This window comes from Paenibacillus alvei DSM 29 (assembly GCF_000293805.1).
GTDB classification, from domain to species: domain Bacteria; phylum Bacillota; class Bacilli; order Paenibacillales; family Paenibacillaceae; genus Paenibacillus_B; species Paenibacillus_B alvei.
This window is the reverse complement of record NZ_AMBZ01000005.1, coordinates 389,970-415,005: the sequence shown is the minus strand read 5'-3', so window position 1 is coordinate 415,005 and position 25,036 is coordinate 389,970. Positions and strand designations below refer to the sequence as shown.

Below are 25,036 nucleotides of genomic sequence, written 5' to 3'. Positions count from 1 at the left end.
CGATTGGTGAATGAAGGAGTACGAAATGGAATGAGACGGACAACTAAATGGAATGCTCCCCCTATTCATCGGAACAAGCGTCGTTTAGGAGCATTGAAAACCAATAGGAAACGAGTCAATATGACAAGGCATATATTACGAAAAAAGAGTCAAACGAACAGCAAGATTGTACGCTTCGCGCTTGTACGCCACGGCTTGACGAAAGAGAATACAGAGCGGCGCTACATTAGCTATTCAGATGTGCCGCTGCTGCCGGATTCCACTGAAGAACTGAGAGGGCTTCGCCGCGCAGTGGCACATCCGTCACCGCTTCTATATACGAGCGATATGCGGCGCTGTCGCGATACGCTTGCTTATTTGCGTCCGCGCGACAGCAAGCAAGCTGTAGAGGATACAAGATTGCGAGAGTATGACTTCGGCATGTGGGAAGGCTTGACCTACAATGATTTGAAGGAGGATCCTCAGTATCGCAGATGGCTGGACGATTCTTCAGCCGTCCAGCCGCCGCGCGGGGAGCCATGGCAGTCCTTCTGCACGCGCACCGCGCATGTATGGTGGGAAGTGCTGCGGAACGCGCGCGAATCCTTCGGCAGCAGCTGCGGCATACACGCGGAGCGTCAGGAATGCGCTGCCCGTCGTCGGCCGCATCATTCTTCCCCGCTTCCCCGTGGGCGGGTGATGCGGTGCAAGCCGAGCCGGATGCGGCAAACATATGGCAGCGGACTTGCCCCGCGGCCGGATGTTGTCATTGTTACACACGGAGGCGTCGTACGTCGATTATATACGCTGGCTTTTCCACGAAAATCATTTTTGGAAGCGGCAGCGCCAATCGGCGGCGGGATCATGATTACAGCGAAGCAATGTGCGCGCAAATGGAAGTTCTTGCGAGCGGAACGTCTGCCAAGCAAATGAGGAAGCATGCGCTAACAGGCTAATATCATCGCAGCAATGATGTATTCTATTGCAAGTGGTGGGCTTTTCCCCTATAATCTAATATCGAGTTTAGGACTTAGATAACGAAATTATTCGATGTTGAATATTCGCGATACTTCAGGTCCTTGGGGAATCATAACGGGATTGATCCATGAATGTTATTGTACAGCAATGGGGCTGTATGGGTTGAAATGCCGGGATGTGTGATATTTGTACCCAGGGTTAAAAGGGAAGCCGGTGTGAACCCGGCGCGGTCCCGCCACTGTGAATGGAGTGTTGTGCTCATTAGGCCACTGTCTAATTGATCAGCAGGTATGGTATCCGCTGATAAGGATGGGAAGGCGAGCTCAACGTATTCTCCTAAGTCAGGAAACCTGCCTGAAGATAGACGAGTTGTATCCTTCGCGGAGAGGAGCACGTCATTGGCGTAATGCATCAGGCAACATGGCAGCTTAGCTGCTGGCCCCTGTATCTAGGTGTCTGCTGGATATTGCGATAGATGACAATGTGTTCCCCTGGATCGAAGGATCGGGGGTTTTTTGCTGTATAAGCAAGCATTTCATAACCATAAGCGCTTATACACGACAGCAATGCAATTTGATGTAAATGCACAGCACGAATGTATATCACGAATTCAGTCACATGAAGAGGTACAGCTTAGGTATATGCAAGTGCTCATTGACAACCGATACCCGCAGGGGAGTATAACTTTAGGCAGTTGCAACTTGTCACGCAATTTCGTTACGCATGGTGGCGAATGGAACCGCTTTACGCTTGCACATTTGGTACAGAGGTAAGACGAGGAAAGAATGACGCGAGGGAGAGATAAAACATGAACAAATGGTTGAACAAATCGGTTGCGGCGCTGCTGGCGCTTATGCTGACAGTAGGACTTGCGGCTTGCGGCAACAAGGATGCGGCTAAACCCGCTGAAAATACGGCTGCTCAGCAAGAGACCAACAACACTGCCTCTGAACAACCGAAGCAGGATGATCTGAAAACGAAATATCCACTGACTGTTAAAGATGCAACAGGCGAAGAATTTACCTTCGAAAAAGCGCCTGAACGTATAGTGTCTGTATCTCCAGCAGAGACAGAGTCCTTGTTCGCACTTGGATTGGATGCTCAAATCGTTGGTGTTTCTGATTTTGATGATTATCCGGAAGCAGCGAAGTCCAAAGAGAAAATGGGCGGCATTACGAAGCCGAATGAAGAGGCAATTATTAAAGCCAAGCCGGACATCGTGTTCACAGGCATCTCCATGAAGGAGCCAGTTGTGAAAAAGTTCCGCGAGCTTGGAATTAAAATATTCAAGGTCGAGCCAAAAACGTACGATGATGTGATTACCAATATCGAATTGTATGGTCAAATTACAGACCATCAAGCGGAAGCGAAGACAGTCGTTGACAACATGAAGCAAGTGCGTGATGACGTAAAGAATGCGGTCCAAAGCGCGGAGAAGAAGAAGGTCTACATTGAATTCTCCCCAGGCTGGACAGTAGGCAGCGGCGAGTTCATGAACGAGCTGATTGAAATGGCGGGCGGCACAAACGTTGCGGCTGATTCAGCTGGCTGGATTCAAATTAACGAAGAAAATAATATTAAATCCAATCCGGATGTAATCATGTTCACACAAGGTGTAGTGGATTCCGAGACGAACAAGTCCTTGGAAGAAATTATTCGTGGACGCAGCGGTTGGAACAATATCAATGCAATTAAGAACAATCAAGTAATTGGTGTGGATCAGAACCTGATCAGCCGTCCGGGACCACGTGTTGCTGACGGATTGAAGGCTGTTGCGAAGGCGATTCATCCGGACTTGGTGAAATAATCGTCGTGGAGAGAACGATGAATAAAATGGTTGGGTATGGAGGAGCGGGTATTGCGCTTCTCCTTTTGTCCGTTGTGGGATGTTTGGCTGTAGGGTCAGTACGAATGCCAATGGGAGAAATTGCACAAATTCTGCTCCATCATATTCCGGGCATGGATCAAGTAATTCCGGTTACATGGGATGATGCCTCTGCGCAAATTATGATGAAGGTACGCTTCCCTCGTGTTCTGCTGGCTCTGCTCGTCGGAGCGGCACTCGGTGTAGCGGGAACTGCATTTCAAGGGGTATTGCGCAATCCACTGGCAGACCCGTATACATTAGGGGTATCTTCTGGCGCTTCTGTGGGAGCCGCTTTGCTTATTTACTTTGGCCTGCAATATGCACTGTTCGGCGAATGGACTATACCTGTCGTCGCATTCGCAACAGGGGTGGCAACCTTGATGGTGGTCATCAAGCTTGCCAGTGAGCAGGGCAAGATTCCGATCGAGACGCTTATTTTATCCGGGGTAGTGATGCAAGCCTTTCTTGGCTCAATTGTATCGTTTCTTGTGGCAATGACGAATCAGACGATCAATGAAATTTTATTTTGGGTAATGGGAAGCTTGGCGATGCGCGGCTGGTCCTATACGCTTGTCCTTGCTCCCTATTTGGCAGTCGGCATCGTAATTCTTATTGCATACGCAAGACCATTGAATTTGCTTGCACTAGGCGAGCGGCAAGCCTCCCATCTCGGACTTCATGTGGAACGAACGAAATGGGCAGTGCTGCTGACGGCGACAATGATTACAGCAGCGGCCGTGTCCGTCTCTGGCGTCATTGGATTTGTCGGCCTAGTCGTGCCGCATCTGCTGCGCTTGATTGTTGGCCCAGACTATCGATATTTGATACCGCTCTCAGCAATTGGGGGAGCCATTTATGTCATGTGGGCGGATACAATTGCCCGCACGGCTTTTGCGCCGACGGAAATTCCGCTGGGGGTTGTAACGGCGTTCCTGGGTGCGCCATTCTTCGCCTACTTGCTTATGCGCAATAAGCGAGCGAAACGGGGGAAATGGTCATGACACAAAGAGGAAAACATTTGCCGCTAAGGGATTTGGGGTTGGCAGAGAGCAGCAATCCCGCTAACGAACTGGTTAAAGACACGATCATTGAAGTTCAAGGATTGAGCAAGCACTATGGCGAGAAGCATGTTCTTCATGATGTAGAGCTTCGTGTGCAAGCTGGTGAATGGGTCGGCATTATCGGTCCGAACGGCAGCGGCAAATCCACGCTCCTATCCTTATTGTCTGGAGCCGATCGTCCGACGTCAGGCTCGATCCAGGTGAATGGACAGGCGCTGGCTTCCTACAAACGAAGAGCATTGTCCCAACTGATGGCTGTATTGCAGCAGGAAGCTCTGCCGCCACTTGGCTTTACCGTCCGTGAGGTGGTTGAAATGGGACGCTTCCCTTTTCAGTCCTGGCTCGGATCAGAGTCCGAGGACAGCGGAGCGCTCGTAGACCGAATTATGGAGCGGCTGCAACTGACAGAGCTGGCCGATTATCCGCTCGATCGGATTAGCGGCGGTCAGCGTCAGCGCACGGCTTTGGCCAAGCTGATGGTGCAATCGCCCAGCATCGTGCTTTTGGATGAGCCGACAACCTATCTGGATATCCATTATCAGGTGCAATTTATGGATATTGTTCGGGATTGGCAGAAGGATTGCGGCTTGACAATCGTATCTGTGCTCCATGACTTGAATTTGGCTTCTTTATACTGTGATCGGCTTGTTGTAATCCATGACGGAGGGATTGCTGCCCAAGGCACGCCCGATGAATTGATGAATCCGGAGCTGCTGTCGCGGATCTTTGCCACCGACACGACGATCGTGCCGCATCCTGATACAGGACGTCCGCAGGTGTTAATTCGCCCAAGTCATGGATGATAGATGGGACAGCACAACTTATTATGATTTTGCAATAACGCAATTACTAGCTTTACAATTTGAAATAGGTAACGATTTAACGTAAGCAAGGCATGTTGAGCTGATGTTTTTGGAGATAAGCAAGAGCAGCGGAAAGCGCTGACAGTATGGCATTGAATCTGACAACGGAGATGAGCAGCATGAATGAACGATTGAAGCAACTGATCGCACAAATTAAACCGCTGGACGAGGAGGCAATTCAATCTGCCATCCAGCATCAAAATCAATTGACAAAGCCGCCGGGAAGCTTGGGCGTGCTGGAACACATAGCTGTGCAGGCTGCGGGCATTACAGGAGAGGTTAAGCCGCAATTCGAGAAGAAGGCAGTTATTGTCATGGCTGGCGATCATGGGGTGTGCGACGAAGGCGTAAGTGCATTTCCATCTGAAGTGACGCCGCAAATGGTGTTCAATTTTCTGCGTGGAGGGGCTGCAGTCAATGTCCTGTCTCGCGAAGCAGGAGCCGATGTGATCTGTGTTGATATCGGTGTGAATGCCGACTTGAGTGATCCAAAGCTGGTATCGCGCAAGGTCCGGAAAGGAACAGCGAACATGGCAAAGGGCCCAGCGATGTCACGCGAAGAAGCATTATCTGCGATTCTAGTAGGTGTTGATATTGTAGAACAGTACGTCCGCGATGGATACCGTTTATTCTCGACGGGAGAAATGGGAATTGGGAATACAACGGCGAGTGCGGCGATGCTGTGCGCCTTCACCGGCATGCAGCCTGAAGATGCAGTAGGGCACGGAACTGGCATCGGTGATGAACAGTGGAAACATAAATGCAATGTAGTACGGCAAGCGCTTGAGATAAATAAACCGAACCAAGAGGATGCTCTCGATGTGATTGCGAAGGTAGGCGGCTTGGAAATTGCCGGTCTGACGGGGGTTATTCTTGCAGCTGCGGCCAACCGGGTTCCGGTTGTCGTGGATGGATTTATTTCCAGTGCAGCCGCGCTGGCGGCAGTTCGGTTGGCTCCGGCGCTACAGCCTTATCTCATTGGTTCACATTTGTCAGAGGAGCGGGGACATAGAGCCCTTTTGTCTGAGCTGAAGTTGAACCCTTGCTTGCATGTACAGATGCGACTCGGGGAAGGAACCGGCGGAGTGCTTATGTTCCAACTGATTGACGCAGCCATGCGGATTATGCGGGAAATGGCTACATTTGCAGAGGCGGGTGTAACGAATAAGGAATGACCGCTGTAGAAATGACGGAGTCGCTAATACAAGTGATTGATAGGTATCGCTGATATAGTCACTAATAGAAATACAGAATTAACAGATAGTAAGAAATGGCCGTTAGCAGGTATACAGCGGGCAGTTTACGTGATGATCTGACCTGATATACCAAGTATTATGAAGCAAGGATGAGTGAGAATGGGGAAAATTGTACTCGTAACAGGCGGGGCACGCAGTGGCAAGAGTACGTTCGCTGAGCAATTATTCATGAGGCTGTCCCCGAACGGCGGTATCTATGCTGCTACTGCTGAAGCTCATGATGAAGAAATGATGGAGCGTATTCGGCTGCACCGGGCGAGCCGTGAAGCATCTGACTATGAATGGGCCACTGTCAATCAGCCGCTTGATTTGCCGACATGGCTAAGCCAAGCAGAGCAGCCGGCTGTGCTTGTCGATTGCTTGACGATCTGGTTGTCCAATGAGCTTTTGCGAGCCGAGCAGGAAGATGAGGCACATATGGAGGAGCAGTTGGAAAGCTGTATTCGCAGTATGCAGCAGGTGCTTCATACGATTCAAGGACGAGAGGGTATCGTCGTCATGGTCACGAACGAGGTCGGCAGCGGCGTCGTTCCTGCCTACAAGCTCGGGCGTATATTCCGCGATGCAGCAGGGCGGCTCAATCAGCGTATGGCTGCACTTGCCGATGAAGTATATTTGGTAACTGCGGGGATTCCGATCGAGCTTAAGAGCAGGATGGTAGAGCTATGAAGCAGTATGCACATGCGTTAATAGCGGCCATGCAATTCCTTACTCGTATTCCGATTCCGAAGGAAGTGCCCTTTACGAACGAGGTGCTGAAGCGCAGCACCTTGTTCTTCCCCATTGCAGGCGGCGTTGTTGGACTGATCATATGGGGCGCAGGGGCGGGGCTGTCCCTGCTGCTGCCGACAGGGCCGGCTGCAGCGATGACATTGGCGCTGATGCTGGTAGTAACGGGCGGACTGCATATGGACGGACTGATGGACACAGCAGACGGCATATTCAGCAGCCGCACCCGCGAGCGCATGCTTGAAATTATGAAGGACAGTCGGGTCGGAGCGATGGGTGTTATCGCTTGTGTCTTGATGCTGCTGCTGAAATGGTCACTGCTCATGATTCTATTTGATGCAAATGTATGGCATATATGGATTGTCATTCCCTTTATTTGGTCTCGTGCAGCAATGGTATGGGCGATGACGAATGAACCGTATGCACGGGCTGAATCCGGGCTCGGCAGTTATTTCCAAGGGCTCACCCAGAAGCACGTGAGTGCTTCCTATGGATGTGCATGGGTGTTGACCGCTGCGGCTGTGGCTTTCATGATGCTTCCGATTCAGGTTAGCCCTCTGATGACAGTGCCGGCAGGAATTATTCCGGGATGGCCTTGGTGGCTGCTTATCGCTTCGCCGCTGCTTGGAATCGTCTCTGCATGGGGCATATCACGCTATTTGTCAAAGAAGCTGGGCGGTCTGACAGGCGATACCTACGGCGCATTGAATGAATGTACGGAAATGGTGTTCCTGCTGCTGCTCGTGGTCTTGTGCGGGATGAAAGGGTGAACAAGGGATGGATGAACAGTTGAAGAAAACGATGCCGGCTCAGGGCGTTGGAACGTCGGATCAGGAGTTCGTTCGCGGTCGGACAATTATGCTGCAAGGAACGGCCTCTGATGTTGGCAAAAGTGTAGTGACCACAGCGCTGTGCCGTATCCTCAAGCAGGATGGCTACAAGGTGGCACCGTTCAAATCGCAAAATATGGCGCTGAATTCTTATGTTACGCCAGACGGCAAGGAAATTGGACGCGCCCAAGGCGTACAGGCCGAGGCGTGCGGCGTCATGGCTACGACTGATATGAACCCGGTGCTGCTAAAGCCTATGAAGGAGATGAGCGCGCAGGTTGTCGTACATGGCAAGCCGTATCAGAACTTGAGCGCTCGCGATTATCGCACAGGCTTCCTGCCGGAGGCGAAGCGCATCGTTGTTGAGGCGGTCAATCGGCTTCGGTCTGAATACGATATTGTCGTGATGGAGGGAGCAGGGAGTCCTGCCGAGATTAACCTCAAGCAGAACGATATTGTGAATATGAACATGGCAGGGTGGGCAGATGCGCCTGTTATTCTTGTAGCGGATATCGATCGCGGCGGTGTCTTCGCATCTATTGTCGGCACGCTTGAGCTGCTCGAGCCGCACGAACGAGAACGCGTTCGCGGCTTTATTATTAATAAATTTCGCGGAGATGTCACGCTTCTGCAGCCAGGACTGGATTGGCTGGAGGAACGGACAGGAAAACCGGTGCTTGGTGTGCTTCCATATGCCAACGATCTCGACATTGAGGCTGAAGACTCGGTTGCGCTGGAGCAGTGGAAGGGCAAGATAGAGCCGGACAATGATCTCGACATCGCGGTGATAGCACTGCCTCACATCTCTAACTTTACAGATATCGATCCGCTTGTTGCGGAACCGGATGTACGCGTTCGCTATGTACGAAAGCCGGAGGAACTGGGTGCCCCTGATGCAATTGTCATTCCTGGCACGAAAAGTACGATGACTGACCTCAAATGGCTGCGCGGTACAGGCTTAGCGGAGTCTATCCAGGCTTTCGCTTCAACCAGCAAGATTGCCGTTGTCGGCATCTGCGGCGGATACCAAATGCTTGGGCACAGCTTGTCCGATCCGGCAGGGGCAGAAGCTGAGGCGGGTTCCGTAATGGACGGATTGGGACTGCTGCCGCTTGCTACCGAATTTGCAGCCGATAAGCGCACGGAACGGGTATCCGGTACGGTTTGTGCTTCACAATTAGAAGGAACCCCACTATACAAGCACCCGGTTGAGGGGTATGAGATTCATATGGGACGCTCCACATTCATGGCACAGGTATCTGCTGATATGGGAGCTGAGCCGCTGTTTTTGTTAGAAGGCGATCGCGGAACAGATGGTTGTGTGACAGCTTCAGGACAGGTACTAGGCACTTATTTGCATGGCGTCTTCCATAATGATGAGTTTCGCAGAGGCTGGTTGAACCGTCTTCGTCAGGTCAAAGGGATGGAGCATCTACCGACGGCACTGAACTATAATGTCAAGCGTGAAGAGGCATTCGATCGGCTGGCTGACCTGGTGCGGAGCAGCTTGAATATGGACGCGCTTTATCAAATACTTCAACTGGATCACCACAGATCTGATCATTAGCAGGCTGGAACAGGAACGGATGCGAAAAAGAATCAAGGATGCAGGCGCAAGGGGAACGGCTTGAATTTGAAATGATTTCCCTATCGCCTTCTGCTCTTGCCTCGGCGTACTATAGACATTACAATCAAGGGAGTTCGGACATGGGCCGGAGTCCTTCTTTTTTTGCCTTAAGGTCGAATTTAAGGTTGATTCAGGTGAAGGATCAATCCTCCTTGCGCTATACTGCAAAGGAGAAGGACGTTTCGTGGCTTCCATAATCGGGTAATGAATTTATTACGATGCGCTTTTATAAGTGCTGTACAGATGCTGTTACAGGTGCTGATTGCGGCTGGATACCTGATGCCCACAATCATCAGCAATGCTGCTGTATAGCTGCTTAGCAGGCGAGAGAGGATTTGCGTGTATGCTTACGATACTGATTGCTATTTTCACGATCCAAATCGTATATGTCTCCTTTTTTACGCTGCGGATGATTTTGACGTTGAAGGGGCAGCGCTATTTAGCTGCTATGATCAGTACAGTAGAAATTATCATTTACGTGCTTGGCTTGAACATGGTGCTTAAATATTTGAACGAGCCGATTAGCCTTATTGTATATGCGGCCGGTTACGGAATAGGTGTACTTGTGGGATCCTGGATCGAGGATAAGATAGCACTGGGATATGTCGTACTGAAAGTTATCGTTAATAATCCGGAGAGTGAGCTGCCAAATTATTTGCGCGACCACGGCTATGGGGTTACAACATGGATCGGCAGCGGCCGGGATGGAGATCGCTTGATGCTCGAGGTGCTGTCGCGGCGTAAAAATCGAACCAAGCTGCAAGGCTCGATATTGGATATTGAGCCTAAGGCATTTATTATTACCTCTGAACCGTCACAGCTGCATGGCGGCTTCTGGACCAAGGTGACGCGGCGCTAAGGCGCTGCGCGCCTTTTTTTCATTTTTCGTAAAATTATGCATGAAAAGAACCTCAATGAAGAGGTCAATTACGGTTCACTTCATAATTTTCCTTGTTCTTATTGATATAAAGAAAGACGCTCCCAAAAACGCTCAACAATAGTGTGAAATATAACAGAATATCAGGTGAATATTTGATTGAAACAATTTCAAGCAAATGGAGTGCAATCAATAGAATAACACCTGCATACAACATATTAAACAGCATACTATTTGTTTTATGCGTAATTTCCCTACCTCTTTCATCCTTTGCTTCCTCACTTGATTTGAATTTCAATATATACATCTGGCTAAGAAATATCACAACAATGAATACAATCTTCAACAATAACATTTTTACACCCGCTCCTTATAATCAAAGACTTCGGTTAATGTCCTGTCAAAAGCATTTGCAATTTTGAAGGCAAGAATAAGAGAAGGATTATATTTGTTTTTTCAAGGGTTGCAATGGTTTGACGGCTAACGCCAACCCGCTTTGCAAGCTCTTCTTGTGTCCATCCCTTTTCTGCTCGGTAAACGACTAACTTGTTTTGTAACAATAGCACCACCTCTAATTATGAGTGTAAATTATTTCTTACAATTCGTAAAGTATTTTTTACAATTGGAGACGGCATAACCATTTTTTTAGATTGCAGCCTTTATTTCATTATGGGGAATATTGTTCATTAAATAATGCTTGGTTATGTGGAGTTAATCTGTCTTTATGGCGGGGTACATTGGGTATATTGCATAGTAGAAATGAAGACAATAAAACCATCCTTTTTGAAAGGGCGGTTTTTCGTTGTTTCCGTACTTCTGACGCGGGGTAAGTAATATATATAAGACTATCTTATATGTATGATTTTCACATATTTTAAGAAAAGGTTTTTACATAAGATTTTACACGAAAAAATATGTATGTAATAATAAACATAGCTGTTTTTATTGTTTTCATAGATGATAAATTTATTATCTAATCTTATAAAAGAGGTGAGCGATGCATGATTCAATTCCAGCATGTGAACAAGGTGTATGAGGATGGCTTTCAGGCGTTGAAAGACATCAACCTTGAGTTCAAGAAAGGAGAACTGACCGTTCTTATTGGACCAAGCGGCTGCGGAAAGTCGACGACAATGAAGATGATTAATCGTCTGATGACTCCTTCAAACGGCACCATTCTCATTGACGGCAAAGACGTGTCGTCGCATAACCCCGTAGAGCTACGCCGCAACATTGGTTATGTTATTCAAAATATCGGGCTATTCCCCCATATGACGATCGGCAATAACATTGCTGTCGTTCCACGCTTGAACAAATGGGATAAAGATAAGATTGACGCCCGTATTGATGAGCTAATGCGCCTCGTTAACCTTGATCCGGAAATTTACCGCAATCGGTATCCAGCCGAATTGAGTGGCGGACAGCAGCAGCGTATTGGTGTTGCTCGCGCATTTGCAGCGGATCCAGATATTATTCTAATGGACGAACCGTTTAGTGCACTTGATCCTATTAGCCGTGAACAATTGCAGGATGAACTGATTCGATTACAGCAAGATTTTAATAAGACGATTATTTTCGTTACCCATGATATGGATGAGGCGATCAAGATTGCAGATACAATCGTGCTGATGAAGGATGGAGTGGTCGTGCAGACCGGTTCTCCAGAAAAGATTCTTCGCCATCCGGCGAATGATTTCGTTCGCACGTTCATCGGTCAAAAGAGATTGGAGAGCGAGTCTCCTATCGATATTCCAACCGTGGATGAGGTAATGGTGTCTACACCAGCGACGGCATTCCCGAATCGCGGTTTAGCGGAAGCCATCAAAATGATGGAGCATCGCAAGGTTGACTCCTTGTTCATCGTGGATCGTGCGAAGAAGCTCCAAGGCATTGTATCGATCTATAATGTGCTCGATCAGTACGGTGAGGAAGGCAAAACCGTCAAAGATGTGATGAAGCCGATCGGCTATTCCGTTCCACCGGGAACGCCGCTGCCTGATGCCTTGAATATGATGAACGATCATCGCTTGACCAATCTGGCGGTGGTCGATGATACGGGGACATTTGTGGGACTCATTACGCGGGGAAGTGTCGTCAAGCATTTGTCCGAGGTATATCCAGCTGTCGTGGATAAGCTGGCGAAAGCTTATGCGGAGGAGGCCTGATGGATGATGAATGAATGGTGGACGTTCTTTCAGGAGCGAGGCGCAGACATAATCATGGCGCTTCGCGAGCATTTGGCGATTACGGCCGCTTCTGTACTGCTGGGTTGCTTGGCAGCAATCCCGTTAGGAATCGTGCTTGTCTACAATCGCGTGAAGTGGGTGAACAGCATTGTGTTCTTTGCTGCGAACCTGTTGCAGACGATTCCAAGCCTTGCGCTGCTCGCGATTCTGATACCGCTGATGGGCATTGGGATGAAGCCGGCAATTATCGCCTTGTTCTTGTATTCTATAATGCCGATTCTGCGCAATACGTATGATGGCTTCGAGTCGGTCGATCGCGGCGTGCTGGAATCCGCACGGGGCATGGGATACGATACGATGCAGCGTATTCTTCGCATTCAGCTTCCTCTGGCGCTTCCTTATATCATGTCGGGCATTCGAATTACGACTGTGTACATTATCAGTTGGGCCACGTTAGCAGCACTTATCGGTGCAGGTGGTCTTGGACAGCTAATCGTATCCGGTCTTGGCGTAAATAAGCCGGAATTGATTGTCGCAGGAGCAGTTGGAGCCATTGTGCTGGCATTTGTCATTGACGCATTGCTGGGCTGGATTGAGCGAGCACTGACACGCCGTTTCGGACGGACGAGCAGCATGATGGCATAAGTTATTGCCGTACGTGAACGGGGTGGACAGTCGGATAAAGGATAGAAGTGTAAGGCAGGATGTTCATCGCAGCGCTGAATGTGAGCGAATCAAGTAAAGCATTAAGTTGAATGAAACTCGGAACTCGGTTAGCTGGGATTTGAGCTGGATTTAGTTGAATCGTGATGAACACCTGTCCTGAATGTCTGAATGAAGGAGGGCGCACATATGAAGATGCGACAAAAATGGGCTGTTGGCGGAACAGCACTCATGGTAATGCTGGCATTGTTGTTGTCTGCTTGTGGAGCGGATAACCGGATCATTATCGGCACCCAGACATTTTCGGAAACCAAAATTATTGCGGAAATGTATAAAGCACTTATTGAAGATCGTACGAACATCAAGGTCAAGGTACTGCCGGATTTAGCGGCTAGTCCTGTAGTCATCAATGCGATGAAGAAGAATGAAGTACAGATGGCAACCTTGTACACGGGTGAGATCTTCAACAATCACTTTCCGGTGAAAGATACAAAGAATCGCCAGGAGGTATTGAAGCAGGCTCAGCAGGGTTTTGATAAATATTTTGACTTCAAATGGTATGAGCCGCTTGGATTCGAGAATACGTATGCCTTTACGATCCAGAAAAAGCTGGCGGATGAGAAAGGATACAAGACGATATCGGATGTGGCCAAAGATGCAGGCAGCTTGAGGTTGGGCGTTGACACGACTTGGCTGGAGCGTGATGCGGATGGATATAAGGGCTTCCAGCGAACTTATGGCTTTGCCTTTGGCAAGGAATTTCCAATGGAGATGAGTCTGGTATATGAGGCTGTTGCCAACAACCAGGTGGATATTGTGCTTGCCTATTCCACCGATTCGCGCTTGAAAGCCTATAATTTAACAACGATTAAGGACGACAAGCAATTCTTCCCTCCTTATGATGCATCCCCGGTCATCCGCAAGGATGTGCTGGAAAAGCACCCAGAGCTGAATGACGTGATCGGGCTGCTCTTGGGTACGCTGGATGAGAAGACGATGATCGATCTCAATTATCAAGTGGATATTGAGAAAAAAAGTGAGCGTGAGGTTGCTGTCGATTATTTAACTAAGGTCGGCTTGCTAAAGAGCTAGGGAAGGAGGATACGAATGAGCAATTATGAGTGGTCAATCGCAGATTTATTGTCATATATGGGTAGAAACAGCGGTATGCTGTGGGAGTATTTTATTACACATGTGGTGATGGTGCTGGCAGGCATCGGTCTTGCACTCGCAATCGGAATCCCGCTTGGTGTGCTCTGTTCCCGGAATGAGAAGCTGGCTAAGTTCATCTTGGCAATAACCAGCATGCTGCAGGTTGTACCGAGCTTGGCGCTGCTGGTGCTGCTAATGCTCGTGTTCGGTCTCGGGACAACGACCGTTGTCGTTGGTTTGCTGCTTTACTCCTTGAATCCAATCGTTCGCAACACATATGTCGGCTTGAAGCAGGTGAACGGAAGCTATGTGGAAGCGGGACGCGGACTTGGCATGAGCTCAATGCAGCTCATGTTCAAGGTAAGATTCCCGCTGGCGCTGCCTTATGTCATTTCAGGACTTCGCATTGCGGCCGTCATTGCAATCGGGGTTGCGACTATCGCGCCTCTCGTCGGCGGTGATGGATTGGGTAGAGAAATCTATTCTGGATTGAACGGGCAAAATCCGCTCCGCTTGTATGCGGGAGCGATTCCAGCAGCACTGCTGGCCATCGTTGCGGATATCATATTTGGAGTGATGCAGCGCAAGCTCAACTTTGCACAGCGGACGTCTAGTTCAGGTTCTCGGCAGAGTGCCTCTTCTTCGAAGTAAAACTAGGCCACGGTGAATTCAAGAAATGAAATGCTGTGGGTGATTGAAAAAGGAGCATCGAATAATATCGGTGCTTCTTTTTTTATTTTTACCGCATGTGAACGATACATGAATATCTTCTTATTATTGTTACAATTTGGAATTAATGAGTTATACTTGAAACGAATCGAGTTGTTTTAAGGGCGAGCTTGTAAGCAGCGAGTCAGATCAACCGGAGGCAAGGGCGCCCCATATCAAAGATTTGATCGGGGGAAAGCAAAAATGGGACAAGCACTGATGCAATTATACGCATACGTACAGAATGCGAACCAAGAGCTTCAGGCGGTCGTCTATGATGAATTTCGCAAGCTTGTGTACGCCGACATTTATTGCATCGTTCAAGATCGCTCGTTAACGGAGGATGTCATTCAAGAAGCCTCGATGAAGGCGTTGACGAATATCCACCATGTGCGGCATCCTGCCGCCATTCGTTCCTGGCTCAAGCAAGTTGCGCGCCACACCGCGTTCGATGTTCTTCGCAAAAATAAAAGCCACAATTTGAAAGCAAGCGAGTCCATGCTGCACACAGCCAACTCAACCCCATTTACCCAAACGGAACCGGACATATCGATTACTGTGGAAAATAAATTGCGGGATTCCTTATTGCATCAATCGATGAGTGAATTGAAATCCCATTACCAAGCCCTGCTTCGTCTGCACTATTTTGAAAATAAATCGTATAAAGAGATCTCCAAGGAATTGCATTTGTCCGAGCAAGTGATCAGCCAACGGCTGGCTCGCGCACGAATAAAGCTTCGGCAGCAATTTTCGAAGAAGTGGTCTTAACTTTGCATTTCGAATTCTAAGTGACGGATTCGAAATGATAAATTTTTCGTTAGAAAATAGCTCGTAGGTACGTCTTTAATTATAAGACCTTCAGTCCTTCCAATTACAAGGTCACTTTACATAACGAGAAAGGGGTAAGTCCACGATGAAAAAAAAGTTTTCGATCGTAACGGTGCTAAGCCTCGTCCTGCTGCTCGTATTTCAAATGAGCGTGGTGTCTGCAGCCGAGGGCAGACTTTCAGAAGCGCTCCCATCAACAACGCAAGAGGATGCATTATCACTGCATGCCGCGATTGATAATGCGGAGCCTGTTACACAGCTCATGAAAGCCGCACCTGCAGATGGCTTAAATGGCGCCTTGCAGCATACGATTGATACTCCCGTGAATTTGAATGATGCCGCAGCTATTCAGCCCCTGACAAGCTCTCTTCGCACATTGGCGGAGTCGACCAGCTCGGTTACAACCGCCACTTATACCGGGGTTATACCGAAGGAAGGGGAAGCCGTCCATTTATATCCGATTTACGTGAAGCCGGGAGAAGTGCTGCAGGTACAGCTCGATCCGCCATTGTCGCCGCAGTTGAACTATGATCTGTATTTGTACGAATTCGATATGGCAACAGGCAATATCATTACGACGCCAATTGATCATTCGATTTACGGAACGTATATGAATAATTATGAGAACGGAACGCGCACATTATCTGAAAACGTGGGTACGAAAAACACGACGTCGGGAGATAAGGCTTATCTCGTCGAGGTACACGCCAAGCAGGGCGGAAGCATCAATGATCCGTTTACCGTCACGCTGGCCGTCAGTTCGGAATATGACGCCTATGAGACGGATGAAAATGCATTTCACGCCTATGGATTTACAGTGAACACATCTGGATCTTCGTTGAACACGCGTTCGATTAGCTCCCCGATCGATAATGACTGGTTTTCGATAAACGTACCGGAAAATCGCAATTATGACGCTTTGAACTTATCGCTGGACAATGTGTCCATGAGCAAAGGATATAAGGTTGAAGTATACGGGGCATTCGAAGGCAATCAAATGAGGCTGCTGTCATCTCCAGCAGACAAAAATGTTCGAATAGGAACAGGTACGTTCTATGTTCGTGTCTATACGACGGGCCAATATGATAATACCAATTACACGTTGACTGTTAGACCCGTACTGCGTGCAGATAAGATTTCCATTATCGGCTTTAATTCCAAGGAAGGCCCGAATGATTATCCGACTTACCAATACGGAAAACATTTCCGTGCAAAAGACACGCTAACGGTAGTCGGCAGGGTGACAACATCGGATAATTATGCGGTAGCCAATGCGAAAGTGGATGTTCTATGGCTGAATAAGAATTGGACGGAAGGCAGCGGCAATCGCACCCGCGCTGCTTCCGTGTATACGGATGCCAATGGGACCTTTACGGCCACATTAAGCCTGCCGCCTTCAACGGGCAGCATAAGTGAATTTTTACCGGGAGCCATTAATTTTACGCATTATTATGACTTGAGCGGCATTAACGTACAAGTGTCCGAACGTCCGAACGTAAGTGCAACGAATATTATCTATCACTTCGCTTACAGCTTGTACGGAGGAAGAGGTTAATTGTTCACGGATGAATGTGATGATTGATGGTGATGGTTAATTAGCGAGTGCTCTTCATTATTATTCGCAAGCTGCAAAAGCCTCCAATCTCGCCTAACTAGCGTGCTGGAGGCTTTGTTGTATGGATGTACTTATGCTTTCTTACTGACTTGAGGATGAAATGTAAATCATTGGATGTCGGTGGTCGATATATGTTGTAGAAGCCTGAAATACTGAAATAATCCAACATACCTATTCAGATGATAGAGCATACGTCGTATGCCATCATGCAGGAGGCAGCCATGAAAATAAACAATCCAATGATTTCACCGAAGCTGTATGACAGCTATGGGCAATCGAGCAGGCAAATGAGAACCGATACGGGCATAATGAACGGCGTCAATCACGACTCCGTTGAAATTAGCCCAACCGGACGGCAGCTAGCTGTTGGTGCTATTGAACATCATGTTGGTTCTTATTATGGAAATGCGGACATCGATGATTCGCTGCAGCGCATTTTAGAAGGAAAATCGCCCGAAATTAAAAAGCTGTGTATACAGTCATTGAATCCAATCTGGCTCCCGGCGGCTCTGTTCCTGATGATGCGGCTCGCTCAGCTTTGCTGGAGTTAGGGTTGACCCAAGCCAAATATATCGCACAGCATTATTTTGCGGATGATGAGGGCTCGGAACTGCTTAGCACGTTCAACAACATTGCTGCGTTGTCGCAGAAGCGGGCGGATGGGACGGCAGCCGGAACGAATCCATATCGAGAGCCTACTCCCAAACCAGCAGGAGCGCCGGATGATTATGTGAATATTACGGACTTGATGAGAAGGTTCGCACCTGAAAGTCATCAGCAAATGGAGGATGCTATTAGCCAAGGCGGAGACTGGTTCGGCGTCCTGATGAAATTCGCACAGCGTATACCGCAGAATAAGGGCTGGATGGACAAATATCGGGAGGAAATTGCCACCGCCAAGCAAGAGGCTCCTCCTGTAAAGGTGGATAGCCGGTTTGATAAAGCGAACATGTCAGGCATGGATGCCTTCGTCAAGGATATTCAGCAGCTTCTTCATCAATTGCCGAATGCCGACCGTGAAATTTTGGATCGCAATATCGCCTATTTTGCTCATGTGCTTGGACACTCGATGGCATAACACATTAAAATTTGTAAATCCAGAGTCGCGCTTTTAATGGATAAAAGCTGCGGCTCTTTTTTGTGCATGTAGGATGAAGATAAACATTTATTTCAAGTTGATATGTCAATATTGACACAATAGGCTGGGGAGGATTACACTAGAAAAAGGCCGTGTCGCTGCGTGGATGCTATGACATGGATGAACGAATAATAGGTTAAATCGAATTTAGAAAGCTGTGATGTATGCATATGGGAGAACAAAGTCAACACACAATGACCAACAGGATGTTTTGGAGTATTATGTTTGCCATCTTTTTTGGGAATTTCTTGGCCGTATTAAGCACGAATACCGTCAATATTGCACTGCCGGTAATGATGACCCATTTTGACACGGATTTGACGACGATTCAGTGGGTATTGACGGGATTTATGCTGGCAACAGGGATTATTGCGCCTGCTGTCGGATATTTGGGCAATCGATTCAGCACGAAACGGCTGTACTTAGTTGCCCTTAGCGGATTTGTGATTTGTTCCGTGTTATGTGCGGTGTCCTGGAGTGAATGGAGCCTGATTGTATTCCGTGTCCTTCAAGGGATGTTCAGCGGCATCATTATGCCGACGACGATGTCTGTCGTATATCAGGTAGTTCCTCGTGAACGCCAGTCGATGGCGATAAGCCTGTGGGGATTGTCCGCCATGCTCGCGCCAGCTGTTGGCCCGACATTGGCCGGATGGATTGTCCATGTTGGGGATTGGCACTGGTTGTTTTGGATGAACGTACCTATCGGCATTATTGCGATGATTTCGGTCATGCGGTATATTCCAATGTATCGCCTTGCCTCAGGAGATACATTTGATAAGCTTGGTTTCTTCACCGTAGCGCTGGGCAGCTTGCTGCTGCTGCTTGCCTTTGGCAATTTGTCCAACTGGGGCTGGGGTTCTTGGAAGACGATTGGCTGCATCATCGTCGGCATAATCATTCTCATCGCCTTCGTACGCCGCTCCCTTCGCATTGAGCATCCCCTGCTCAATTTCCGCGTGTTCCGTTATAAGCGGTTCGCATTTAGCATGATACTGGTTACAATCGTGACGATCAGTTTGTATGCGGGTGCATTATTAACACCATTATTTTTACAGCGTGTACAGGGCTCTTCGACATTGGTTTCTGGACTTGTCTTGCTTCCGGCATCAGCGCTTATGGCCTTCGTTATGCCATTCACTGGACGCTGGTATGAGCGGTTTGGGCCAGTGAAGCTCATCTCAACAGGGCTGCTGCTGATGGTCATCGGCACGTATGAACTAGGACGACTGCATGTTGATACACCTCATAGCTATATTACGCTGTGGATGGCTGTTCGCAATGTAGGTATTGCTCTTGCGAATACCCCGATATTGAATGCAGGCATGTCTGCGATTCCTCGCGAACTGTCAGGCTATGGATCTTCGATCAACAGCTGGCTGCGCCAAGGGATGGCGAGCTTGTCCATCGGCTTGTTCACGTCCTTGCTTGCTGTACGTGCGCTTCATCACGCAGGGGAGTTGCAGGGTGTGATCGCCGACGCGACATTGCTGCAAAATACAGCATTTACAATGAGCATCAATGAGGTGAACATGATCAGCATGGTCATGACCCTGATTGGCTTGCCATTCGTATACTGGCTTGGGAAGGCGCAAGGGCGAGTAGTTCCGAAAATCAATAGTAGAAGGAAATAAAAATCTAATATTTTCATAGAATACGAGGATGCTAGCAGAGCCAATGAAATTGAGAAGGCTCTGCTTTTTTTATGAGGAAAAACGAAATGACAGTTTACTAAAACCAAAGAAAGTATTATTATGTTGATATAAAAAAGGGGTGGATGACACATGGGGAAAATGTCGGTGGAATTGGATTATGAAATAACGGACAGTAAATCTCGCTTAAAATCGGTACAAGAAATCATTTCAAAACATGATGCAAATATCGTGCGTTATTTTGACGAAGCATATAACCCGCATATAGGTCAACATGGGATGTTAAGCGACAGCAACAGGGTAGCCAAGGACTTAGAATCGTTAGCAAATTATTTGCTGTATACTCAAGATAGTGATGCAGCCTCCGATACAATTACGGCATATCGAAAAAAACGAAACCAAATTCGTGAGTCTGCTATCGAAAAAATGATTGTGGTCGAGGAGTCAAAAAAGGAATCCAGCCGTTCCATTATCAAAATTCCAAAACTCAAGGTTCTTAAGGAAGATCGATTATCATATGCAGAGCTAAAAGAAACGGGAAAAGCGATCGAGCAGATTAATAAACTAATTAAAACCAGTACAGATTCAAATGGTCTGCAAATGCCAGCAGCAGAGATCAAAAAACTAAAATGGATTCGGACAGACATTCAAAAGGATGAAATTGCAGTAAAAAGTGAACTTAAGCAATACATTAGATTCAATAAAATCAGCAAAATAGAAAAAGATAACAACCAACTTTCCTATATTCGATTTGACGATATTGAGATTGTTCGAATACTGTTTGAATGCTATACGGAATTGAAAGAGAGGTCATACGATGATACTCACGGATATTTAAAGCTAGTGATGCTTATTTTTGAAGAATTAATGGATCACACCATAATGAAGGATTACATGAAGGATGTATTCGTGTGGAAAATTGAAGGGTGCACACATGACATGATGATTGAGCGGTTAGATCAAAAATATCATGTAAAAATGACCAAGCCAGCACTTAGTAAAATGACAAGAGATACGATTCCGTCTATGCTCGTAGAAACATACAAACAAAGTAAAGAAGATTGGTTATATACATATATATTGCGCGGAAAGTATAAAACATGCAACTGTTGCAAGCAGAACTATATTGCCAGTACAAAATATTTCAGTCCTATGAAAAACTCGAAATCAGGACTTCGATCAATATGCAAAAAGTGTCGTAAATCGAAATATAAAGAGTCATGTTCTTCAAAAACTAAATAAAGTACTATAAATAAAAATATATATGTGGGAAGAGCGGTGATTTCTGTGAAAAATTATTTCTTATTAATTATTTTATTATCTGCATACATGAATAGGAGCGAGATAAAGAACAATGGAGAGTATTGATTTAAAACTGAAATTATTGGGAGGCAGGCCGATTTTTGCAAAGGATTTTGGTGAAATCTATCCGTTGAAAATAAGAGACATTATTGATGTAGGATATTCAGAATATATGAAATATTTAAACATGATTACGCTAAACAATAGCAATCTCCTGAAAGAGGCCCCAGAACATATAGATACGCTTGAGTTATTGTTATTGGGAGGTGGCGATGACATTGTTGAACTTCTCATACAGTCAGTTTCCTTCTTTCTCAGGGCTGAAGTCTATCCGGACAAGGAGAACGTAAGCTTGATCGTTACAATGACGGACGGAGAGATGCGCCAAATTAATAAAATGAATTATAAAGAGATTCAAGAAGTAATTAAATGGCAAAATTACATCAATCACTTTGATGAGAAGAAAGACAACGAGTTCGATCCGGCAGATGAAGAAACGAAAAAACTAAAGGAACAAATGGACAAGCTGGCAAAACGACGAGATGAACTAAAGCGGCGGAAAAGTAGACTAGATGAAGTAGGTAACGACGATTTAGATTTCTTTGATATCCTCGCAGCCATTACATCTAAATCATATAGTATCAATGAAATTAACATGCTTGACTTAACGGTGTTCCAAGTGTACAGGAAATTCAAGCGGCTTGAAATTATCGATCAGTATGATATTAGTATTCAATCGATGTTGGCTGGGGCCCAGAATGTTCAGCTTCGTCATTGGTCAAGTAGAGATAATTGAGGAGAAAATAGGGTTGGAGCATAGAATAACCAAAAAACAATAAATCATTTAGCAAAAGTGACTATTTAGAATGTAAGCAACTCAATCATAACTTAGTTAAGGAGAGGATTTATTATGGCACGATTTGGAGTTAAAGAGGTAGCAGATGTAATGTTCTACAACTTGTTGACGAACAAGGCAGAATTGTACTTAGATACGTTGAAGCTATCTAATCTGGAAAATACGGCAGAAAGCAGCTTTGCAACCGGCGGTAAAGGCGGAAGCCGTCTTGTAGGTTGGGATTTCGGTCGTACAGCTACATTTAATATCCAGGACGCATTGTTGAATCCAAAATCGATTGCAATGCAAACCGGCACTGAGCTGGAGAAACGCACAGAAACGATTTATGAGCGTGTGGTAGCAGTGGCAACTGACGGCGGCGCGAATAATTCGAAAATTGTTCTTGAAGAAAAGGCAGATAAAGATTCTGTTCAAATCTACTTCTCTGAAGACGGTTATAGCCAGGAAAAAGAGGTGCCAAAGGCATCGATCACAGTAACGGACAAGGAAATTACGGTTCCTTCCACTGATCTGCCAGTTGGCCGAAAGGTTATTGTGTACTTTACTTATCAAACAACGAACGACGCAGAAGTTCTTACGATTAAATCCGATAAGTTCAGCGGTTACTATCGTGTCGTTGGTAAAACGGTATGGCGTTCTGAAACGACAGGTAAGGATGAGAAAGTTCAAATCGTCATTCCGAAAGCGAAAATCGGTTCCGAATTTACATTGACTATGCAGCCTGATGGAGATCCATCCGTATTCGATATGAAATTGGATGTATTTAAAGATCCAGCTAGCACAGACATGGTTAAGATTGTTCGTTACTAATATCAAAAGCTAAATAAAGTATTAAATTGAAGGCGAGAAGGGTTCTCCTTCTCGCCTTTTTTTTCGAATTTTAATAAAATGAACATTTTATTTATAAATTGACGATTCAGGAGTGAGCACAAATGGCAAAGCGAGTAAAAAACTTAAATTATGAACTAATTACACAAATGAATGAGAAGTTTAACGAAACGAAAAAGGTTGTCGTTACGATTGATATTGGGGATAAAGCTCAGCAATTCGGCTTAGAAATTTGTAAATATTTTAGTCCCGCCAAAATGGATTCTTGCATTACAGAACTGATCGATAAGCTCGATCAAGCTAAATTGCAAGATAAGGAGAAATATGAACAAATTATTGTTCCGTATTTGATGTTTTTAACGGTTAAGCATTTTACAACATTAGAGCTTCCTTCTACATTTAGCGAGCAGCTTCAAGCAATCGAGAACATGATTAATACAGGGACACTTTTTCAGATTTATATGAGTTTTGAGGAAAAAGAGCTCGAAAGATTGTCCAGCACCCTGCGAAGTGCCATCGATAATTTCAATGCAAATGCTAAAGAATTTGAAGAACTGAAAGAGAAAATGAAAACACAGTTAGCGGATAAAAGCCTAATGGAATAAAGAACAGGGGATAGTCAGTTGTCTAGCAGAAAATATATACGATATGTAACAAAAGAAAAGTTAGAAAAGGTAGCGAATGAAAATAAACATTATGTGAGTTGTTACTTTACATACAAAAGTCTTAGTGAATCTTCCCAATTAAGTTACTTATCTGATTTTAATCAATGGTTGGTCTTTCTACATGACAGAGCTGAAAAAGGAACATTGTCTGAAGAGGATATATTAAAATGTGTGAATTCCGAGAATGGGATCGACAGAATGATTTCACTGATTGAGGATTTTATTTCATTTTGCATCATGGAGCTGGGAAATAATGAACGAAGAATTCAACGAAGATTAAGTTCGATGTCGTCCTTCTTCTTGTATTTGTTGAAGGAGCGTAAAATCCGTTCCAATCCGCTTGATTATATTGAACGTCAAACCAAATAAAAGGAGTAGATCCAAATGGAACTAAAAAATGCTGAGGTTGAACCCTTTATTACCTTTCTAATGAGCTTTGAATTGACGGGTCGGAAGTCGCGATTGCGAACGAGATTCGTGAAAGTACTAATGGAGCGCCACAAGCTGATTCAAGAAGAGCATGCGGAATTGATTCGCGAGTTCGCTAAACTGGACAGCAATGGGGAACCTGTCATCATCGAGTCGAACGGACAGCAAATGTACGATGTGCCAGATCGTGAAGGCTTTCAGGGTGAGTATTTCCTATTGTTAAATGAGAATTTTGTTATTGAGCAAAATACAGAGCGTAAAGAAATGCTGCTCTTTATAAAAGAATTAATTTTGGAGTGCGATAAGACTTTTAAAGGCAGCGAGGCTTTGGAATATGACAGATGGTGCGATATTGCAGAGATGATTACGACTGAATGATATGGGTGAGGGGTGCGAAGAGCACTCCTTTTTCTTTTATGCACTGAAAAGGGGTGTTTGATGATGACGAATGATCAGACGATTTTATTAGGCGTAGAAATGAAAAATGCTGAAAAAGATATAAAAAAACTGATCGCGAACATTAGCAAAAAGTATAAATTCAAGCTGGAACTAATTATCCAGAACAAAGACAGTGTCATTCGCGAGGTCAGCAGCATACAAAAGTTAATCGCCTCGATTGGCAAGATTGATATCGATTATGGACTTGGCAAGGCTGGCGACGAAATCAAAAAATTGAAAAAATCGATTAAGGAACTGTCTAAAATCGATGTTGCAAAAGCAGGAAAGGAATTTGTAAGACAGCAAAAAGAAGCCAAGCGCCAAACCGATGAACTGACAAGATCGTATGCTCAATTGCTGAAGATGCAATCAACCGCGGCTCAGAATCAATCCAGTATATTAGATTCCGCGAAAAATGCGGCTAGTAAGCAGGAATCTGGCGCAAAAGCATCTTCTTCGGATAGTAAAACAAAAAAGAAGAATCGATTCCGGATAAGCTAGCGACTGCA

At 46.1% G+C, this 25,036-nt stretch carries 26 protein-coding genes, 1 pseudogene and 1 riboswitch; of the genes and pseudogenes, 25 read left to right on the top strand and 2 right to left on the bottom strand.

All coding sequences use genetic code 11. The features are described from left to right. The first annotated feature begins 30 nt into the window (after nt 1-30). The 9 genes from PAV_RS18795 (at nt 31) to PAV_RS18750 (ending at nt 10,049) form a co-directional block, all read left to right on the top strand. Nucleotides 31-912 carry a histidine phosphatase family protein gene (locus PAV_RS18795; RefSeq protein ID WP_005549004.1) on the top strand — a complete coding sequence of 294 codons (882 nt, stop codon included), beginning with the start codon at nt 31-33 and terminating at the stop codon, nt 910-912. Between the two features lie 193 nt (nt 913-1,105). Further along, nucleotides 1,106-1,329: riboswitch (cobalamin riboswitch) on the top strand. Between the two features lie 436 nt (nt 1,330-1,765). Then, the gene (locus tag PAV_RS18785) at nt 1,766-2,764 is read left to right on the top strand and encodes an ABC transporter substrate-binding protein (protein ID WP_005549000.1); all 999 of its coding nucleotides are present in this window, start codon (nt 1,766-1,768) and stop codon (nt 2,762-2,764) included. A gap of 17 nt (nt 2,765-2,781) precedes the next feature. Beyond that, the gene (locus PAV_RS18780; protein ID WP_005548998.1) at nt 2,782-3,825 is read left to right on the top strand and encodes a FecCD family ABC transporter permease; all 1,044 of its coding nucleotides are present in this window, start codon (nt 2,782-2,784) and stop codon (nt 3,823-3,825) included. Next, entirely contained in the window at nt 3,822-4,688 is an 867-nt protein-coding gene (locus PAV_RS18775) for an ABC transporter ATP-binding protein (RefSeq protein ID WP_005548996.1), read from the top strand. Before PAV_RS18780 ends, PAV_RS18775 begins: the two co-directional genes overlap by 4 nt. Nucleotides 4,689-4,867: 179 nt before the next feature. Then, entirely contained in the window at nt 4,868-5,923 is a 1,056-nt protein-coding gene (gene cobT, locus PAV_RS18770) for a nicotinate-nucleotide--dimethylbenzimidazole phosphoribosyltransferase (RefSeq protein ID WP_005548994.1), read from the top strand. Between the two features lie 180 nt (nt 5,924-6,103). Beyond that, nucleotides 6,104-6,673: a bifunctional adenosylcobinamide kinase/adenosylcobinamide-phosphate guanylyltransferase gene (gene cobU, locus PAV_RS18765; RefSeq protein WP_005548992.1), complete on the top strand. Its 570-nt coding sequence runs from the start codon at nt 6,104-6,106 to the stop codon at nt 6,671-6,673. Next, nucleotides 6,670-7,503 (top strand): adenosylcobinamide-GDP ribazoletransferase, encoded by an 834-nt coding sequence (cobS, locus tag PAV_RS18760; RefSeq protein ID WP_005548991.1) that lies wholly within the window; start codon nt 6,670-6,672, stop codon nt 7,501-7,503. The genes cobU and cobS overlap by 4 nt, the downstream gene beginning before the upstream one ends. Before the next feature lie 7 nt (nt 7,504-7,510). Beyond that, complete coding sequence (locus PAV_RS18755; protein WP_005548989.1) at nt 7,511-9,130, top strand: cobyric acid synthase; 1,620 nt, start codon at nt 7,511-7,513, stop codon at nt 9,128-9,130. A 403-nt stretch (nt 9,131-9,533) separates the two neighbouring features. Then, entirely contained in the window at nt 9,534-10,049 is a 516-nt protein-coding gene (locus PAV_RS18750) for a DUF2179 domain-containing protein (protein ID WP_005548988.1), read from the top strand. 64 nt (nt 10,050-10,113) lie between these two features. On the opposite strand, the gene PAV_RS36370 is transcribed toward PAV_RS18750, so the two are convergent. Then, nucleotides 10,114-10,422: a hypothetical protein gene (locus tag PAV_RS36370; RefSeq protein ID WP_005548986.1), complete on the bottom strand. Its 309-nt coding sequence runs from the start codon at nt 10,420-10,422 to the stop codon at nt 10,114-10,116. A 2-nt stretch (nt 10,423-10,424) separates the two neighbouring features. Then, a pseudogene (locus PAV_RS18740) lies at nt 10,425-10,627 on the bottom strand (helix-turn-helix transcriptional regulator). Between the two features lie 441 nt (nt 10,628-11,068). Between PAV_RS18740 and PAV_RS18735 the strand changes: the two are divergent. The 16 genes from PAV_RS18735 to PAV_RS18665 all read left to right on the top strand — a co-directional run bounded on the left by PAV_RS18735 (nt 11,069) and on the right by PAV_RS18665 (nt 25,028). Beyond that, entirely contained in the window at nt 11,069-12,232 is a 1,164-nt protein-coding gene (locus tag PAV_RS18735) for a betaine/proline/choline family ABC transporter ATP-binding protein (RefSeq protein WP_005548983.1), read from the top strand. Between the two features lie 6 nt (nt 12,233-12,238). Continuing rightward, the gene (locus PAV_RS18730; protein ID WP_081505784.1) at nt 12,239-12,898 is read left to right on the top strand and encodes an ABC transporter permease; all 660 of its coding nucleotides are present in this window, start codon (nt 12,239-12,241) and stop codon (nt 12,896-12,898) included. Nucleotides 12,899-13,105: 207 nt separating this feature from the next. Then, on the top strand, nt 13,106-14,008 hold the full coding sequence (locus PAV_RS18725; protein WP_005548980.1) for a glycine betaine ABC transporter substrate-binding protein: 903 nt from the start codon (nt 13,106-13,108) through the stop codon (nt 14,006-14,008). Nucleotides 14,009-14,023: 15 nt separating this feature from the next. Continuing rightward, nucleotides 14,024-14,719: an ABC transporter permease gene (locus tag PAV_RS18720; protein WP_005548978.1), complete on the top strand. Its 696-nt coding sequence runs from the start codon at nt 14,024-14,026 to the stop codon at nt 14,717-14,719. Between the two features lie 261 nt (nt 14,720-14,980). Beyond that, the gene (locus PAV_RS18715; RefSeq protein ID WP_005548976.1) at nt 14,981-15,544 is read left to right on the top strand and encodes an RNA polymerase sigma factor; all 564 of its coding nucleotides are present in this window, start codon (nt 14,981-14,983) and stop codon (nt 15,542-15,544) included. A 145-nt stretch (nt 15,545-15,689) separates the two neighbouring features. Next, nucleotides 15,690-17,159 carry an Ig-like domain-containing protein gene (locus tag PAV_RS18710; protein ID WP_005548975.1) on the top strand — a complete coding sequence of 490 codons (1,470 nt, stop codon included), beginning with the start codon at nt 15,690-15,692 and terminating at the stop codon, nt 17,157-17,159. A 281-nt stretch (nt 17,160-17,440) separates the two neighbouring features. Next, the gene (locus tag PAV_RS32505) at nt 17,441-17,770 is read left to right on the top strand and encodes a hypothetical protein (RefSeq protein WP_005548974.1); all 330 of its coding nucleotides are present in this window, start codon (nt 17,441-17,443) and stop codon (nt 17,768-17,770) included. Between the two features lie 2 nt (nt 17,771-17,772). Next, a complete protein-coding gene (locus PAV_RS32500; protein ID WP_005548973.1) occupies nt 17,773-18,297 on the top strand; it encodes a hypothetical protein in 525 nt (174 codons plus the stop codon). Between the two features lie 281 nt (nt 18,298-18,578). Next, complete coding sequence (locus PAV_RS18700; protein WP_005548972.1) at nt 18,579-19,991, top strand: MDR family MFS transporter; 1,413 nt, start codon at nt 18,579-18,581, stop codon at nt 19,989-19,991. A gap of 150 nt (nt 19,992-20,141) precedes the next feature. Continuing rightward, nucleotides 20,142-21,251, top strand: coding sequence for a hypothetical protein (locus PAV_RS18695; protein ID WP_005548970.1), 1,110 nt, complete (start codon nt 20,142-20,144; stop codon nt 21,249-21,251). A 112-nt stretch (nt 21,252-21,363) separates the two neighbouring features. Further along, a complete protein-coding gene (locus tag PAV_RS18690; RefSeq protein WP_005548968.1) occupies nt 21,364-22,107 on the top strand; it encodes a hypothetical protein in 744 nt (247 codons plus the stop codon). Between the two features lie 114 nt (nt 22,108-22,221). Further along, nucleotides 22,222-22,977: a hypothetical protein gene (locus tag PAV_RS18685; RefSeq protein ID WP_005548966.1), complete on the top strand. Its 756-nt coding sequence runs from the start codon at nt 22,222-22,224 to the stop codon at nt 22,975-22,977. A 122-nt stretch (nt 22,978-23,099) separates the two neighbouring features. Beyond that, nucleotides 23,100-23,600: a hypothetical protein gene (locus PAV_RS18680; RefSeq protein WP_005548964.1), complete on the top strand. Its 501-nt coding sequence runs from the start codon at nt 23,100-23,102 to the stop codon at nt 23,598-23,600. An 18-nt stretch (nt 23,601-23,618) separates the two neighbouring features. Then, the gene (locus tag PAV_RS36365) at nt 23,619-24,029 is read left to right on the top strand and encodes a site-specific integrase (RefSeq protein ID WP_005548963.1); all 411 of its coding nucleotides are present in this window, start codon (nt 23,619-23,621) and stop codon (nt 24,027-24,029) included. A 15-nt stretch (nt 24,030-24,044) separates the two neighbouring features. After that, nucleotides 24,045-24,467: a hypothetical protein gene (locus PAV_RS18670; RefSeq protein ID WP_005548961.1), complete on the top strand. Its 423-nt coding sequence runs from the start codon at nt 24,045-24,047 to the stop codon at nt 24,465-24,467. 60 nt (nt 24,468-24,527) lie between these two features. Beyond that, on the top strand, nt 24,528-25,028 hold the full coding sequence (locus PAV_RS18665; protein ID WP_005548958.1) for a hypothetical protein: 501 nt from the start codon (nt 24,528-24,530) through the stop codon (nt 25,026-25,028). Nucleotides 25,029-25,036: the final 8 nt, after the last annotated feature.

Excerpts from the sequence above, each read along its gene's own strand:
- PAV_RS18735 (WP_005548983.1), top strand. The coding sequence starts at position 11,069 with ATGATTCAATTCCAGCATGTGAACAAGGTGTATGAGGATGGCTTTCAG.
- PAV_RS18685 (WP_005548966.1), top strand. The coding sequence starts at position 22,222 with ATGGCACGATTTGGAGTTAAAGAGGTAGCAGATGTAATGTTCTACAAC.
- cobS (WP_005548991.1), top strand. The coding sequence starts at position 6,670 with ATGAAGCAGTATGCACATGCGTTAATAGCGGCCATGCAATTCCTTACT.
- PAV_RS18750 (WP_005548988.1), top strand. The coding sequence starts at position 9,534 with ATGCTTACGATACTGATTGCTATTTTCACGATCCAAATCGTATATGTC.
- PAV_RS18665 (WP_005548958.1), top strand. The coding sequence starts at position 24,528 with ATGATGACGAATGATCAGACGATTTTATTAGGCGTAGAAATGAAAAAT.
- PAV_RS18690 (WP_005548968.1), top strand. The coding sequence starts at position 21,364 with ATGGAGAGTATTGATTTAAAACTGAAATTATTGGGAGGCAGGCCGATT.
- PAV_RS18715 (WP_005548976.1), top strand. The coding sequence starts at position 14,981 with ATGGGACAAGCACTGATGCAATTATACGCATACGTACAGAATGCGAAC.
- PAV_RS18720 (WP_005548978.1), top strand. The coding sequence starts at position 14,024 with ATGAGCAATTATGAGTGGTCAATCGCAGATTTATTGTCATATATGGGT.
- cobU (WP_005548992.1), top strand. The coding sequence starts at position 6,104 with ATGGGGAAAATTGTACTCGTAACAGGCGGGGCACGCAGTGGCAAGAGT.
- PAV_RS18795 (WP_005549004.1), top strand. The coding sequence starts at position 31 with ATGAGACGGACAACTAAATGGAATGCTCCCCCTATTCATCGGAACAAG.
- PAV_RS18670 (WP_005548961.1), top strand. The coding sequence starts at position 24,045 with ATGGAACTAAAAAATGCTGAGGTTGAACCCTTTATTACCTTTCTAATG.
- PAV_RS18725 (WP_005548980.1), top strand. The coding sequence starts at position 13,106 with ATGAAGATGCGACAAAAATGGGCTGTTGGCGGAACAGCACTCATGGTA.
- PAV_RS36370 (WP_005548986.1), bottom strand. The coding sequence starts at position 10,422 with ATGTTATTGTTGAAGATTGTATTCATTGTTGTGATATTTCTTAGCCAG.
- PAV_RS18710 (WP_005548975.1), top strand. The coding sequence starts at position 15,690 with ATGAAAAAAAAGTTTTCGATCGTAACGGTGCTAAGCCTCGTCCTGCTG.
- PAV_RS32505 (WP_005548974.1), top strand. The coding sequence starts at position 17,441 with ATGAAAATAAACAATCCAATGATTTCACCGAAGCTGTATGACAGCTAT.
- PAV_RS18730 (WP_081505784.1), top strand. The coding sequence starts at position 12,239 with ATGAATGAATGGTGGACGTTCTTTCAGGAGCGAGGCGCAGACATAATC.
- PAV_RS18680 (WP_005548964.1), top strand. The coding sequence starts at position 23,100 with ATGGCAAAGCGAGTAAAAAACTTAAATTATGAACTAATTACACAAATG.
- PAV_RS18695 (WP_005548970.1), top strand. The coding sequence starts at position 20,142 with ATGGGGAAAATGTCGGTGGAATTGGATTATGAAATAACGGACAGTAAA.
- PAV_RS18755 (WP_005548989.1), top strand. The coding sequence starts at position 7,511 with ATGGATGAACAGTTGAAGAAAACGATGCCGGCTCAGGGCGTTGGAACG.
- PAV_RS18775 (WP_005548996.1), top strand. The coding sequence starts at position 3,822 with ATGACACAAAGAGGAAAACATTTGCCGCTAAGGGATTTGGGGTTGGCA.
- cobT (WP_005548994.1), top strand. The coding sequence starts at position 4,868 with ATGAATGAACGATTGAAGCAACTGATCGCACAAATTAAACCGCTGGAC.
- PAV_RS18785 (WP_005549000.1), top strand. The coding sequence starts at position 1,766 with ATGAACAAATGGTTGAACAAATCGGTTGCGGCGCTGCTGGCGCTTATG.
- PAV_RS18780 (WP_005548998.1), top strand. The coding sequence starts at position 2,782 with ATGAATAAAATGGTTGGGTATGGAGGAGCGGGTATTGCGCTTCTCCTT.
- PAV_RS18700 (WP_005548972.1), top strand. The coding sequence starts at position 18,579 with ATGTTTGCCATCTTTTTTGGGAATTTCTTGGCCGTATTAAGCACGAAT.